1 protein-coding gene is annotated in these 1,265 nt (G+C 52.9%); it reads left to right on the top strand.

Translation table 11 applies throughout. The features are described 5' to 3' along the window. Window positions 1-1,265, top strand: a 1,265-nt coding sequence (locus tag B9P63_RS19325) for a hypothetical protein (protein ID WP_176219213.1), incomplete at both ends; no start/stop codon positions are given.

The following is a 1,265-nucleotide window of genomic DNA, read 5'->3' as shown; positions in this document are numbered from 1 at the left end:
TCTGCGCTGAACACGGCGATTGATGTAGCCGTGAAGGCAGTTGCTTTGGTACCAACCCTGTCAGTCGTCGGCTCTGACTTGAACGACAGTGTTCTGGACACCGCAGAAGGCGACCTAGTAGTACGCGTTGGTCTGTCAGACGTCACATTAGCAACCGATACCGTCGAGCTCTATCTGAACGGCGCATCATTCAGCACACCTAAAACGGCTACACTGACGAGCACCGAGATTAACAACGGTTATGTGCAATTCACCGTCACTCAGGCGGAGTTGGGTGCGGATGGTTCAAAGGAGCTTTCTGCCGTGGTTTCTGATGAAACCGTAACGAGCAATGAGAGCGTTGGCCTCTTCTTCGAGCAAACTGCATCTGACGAAGTGGCTCCCAGTGGGGCTACCGAGTTCGCGCTGACGGTCGACAACACAGATAACGACACGGCATTGGAATTGGATGAAACGATCACGATTACCTTCTCCGAGGCGGTCGACATCGACACACTGGTGCTTGGAACGCAATTTGCGCCAAATGCGCTGAACCGTGGTGATGAGGCGAAGCTCGGTTACGGCTACAGTGTTGCTGCATCCGGTGGCGATGGGACGACAGCGACGTCCTTTGTTGTCACGCTAGGTGCTGACACTGTTGCCAATGACCTTGATCTCCTTGTCAGTGGCACTGAAAGTGTGCGGACGCTAACGTTCAACAAGACGGCAGTAGTAGACGCGGCCGGTAACCCCGCAGCCAGCCATATTGCGTTGGTAGTGCCGGCTGATATCGTCAAACCGACTGCAGCTTCTACAACGCATATTTCAACTGATGTTGCTGCAACGGCTGCTTACGCTACGGGCGAAACAATCCGCATCGTGTTCTCTGAGGCCGTAGATGCATCCTTGGTAACTATTGAAAATCTGACATCCTCTGGGACGTTGGGTTCTTCCACTATTGCAGCAGTCAGCCCGACCGATGGGTATGCTACGACCTTTGATATTACGGTCGCTGCTGATGCGGTGTTGGTTGCAGCGGATACAATGAGCTTTGCTAGCTCTAACGTGGTCGATGTTAACGGCAACACCGGTTTTGTGGGGTCGCTTACGTTTACGTTGCCTGGGGCGACTACACTCAAGTTGACCGAAGGTACCGCTAATCTCACGGGTGTCACGTTGGATGCGGCTGTCGATACGATTGATCTGAATGGGCAGGCGGTTACGCTGAAGGTTGAGCTTCTCTCAAAGATCTTGATCAATCTAGGTGCTGTCTCTTATACACATCT

This window comes from Planktotalea arctica (genome assembly GCF_002105285.1).
Taxonomy (GTDB): Bacteria; Pseudomonadota; Alphaproteobacteria; order Rhodobacterales; family Rhodobacteraceae; genus Planktotalea; species Planktotalea arctica.
This window is presented reverse-complemented; position numbering and strand designations above follow the sequence as displayed.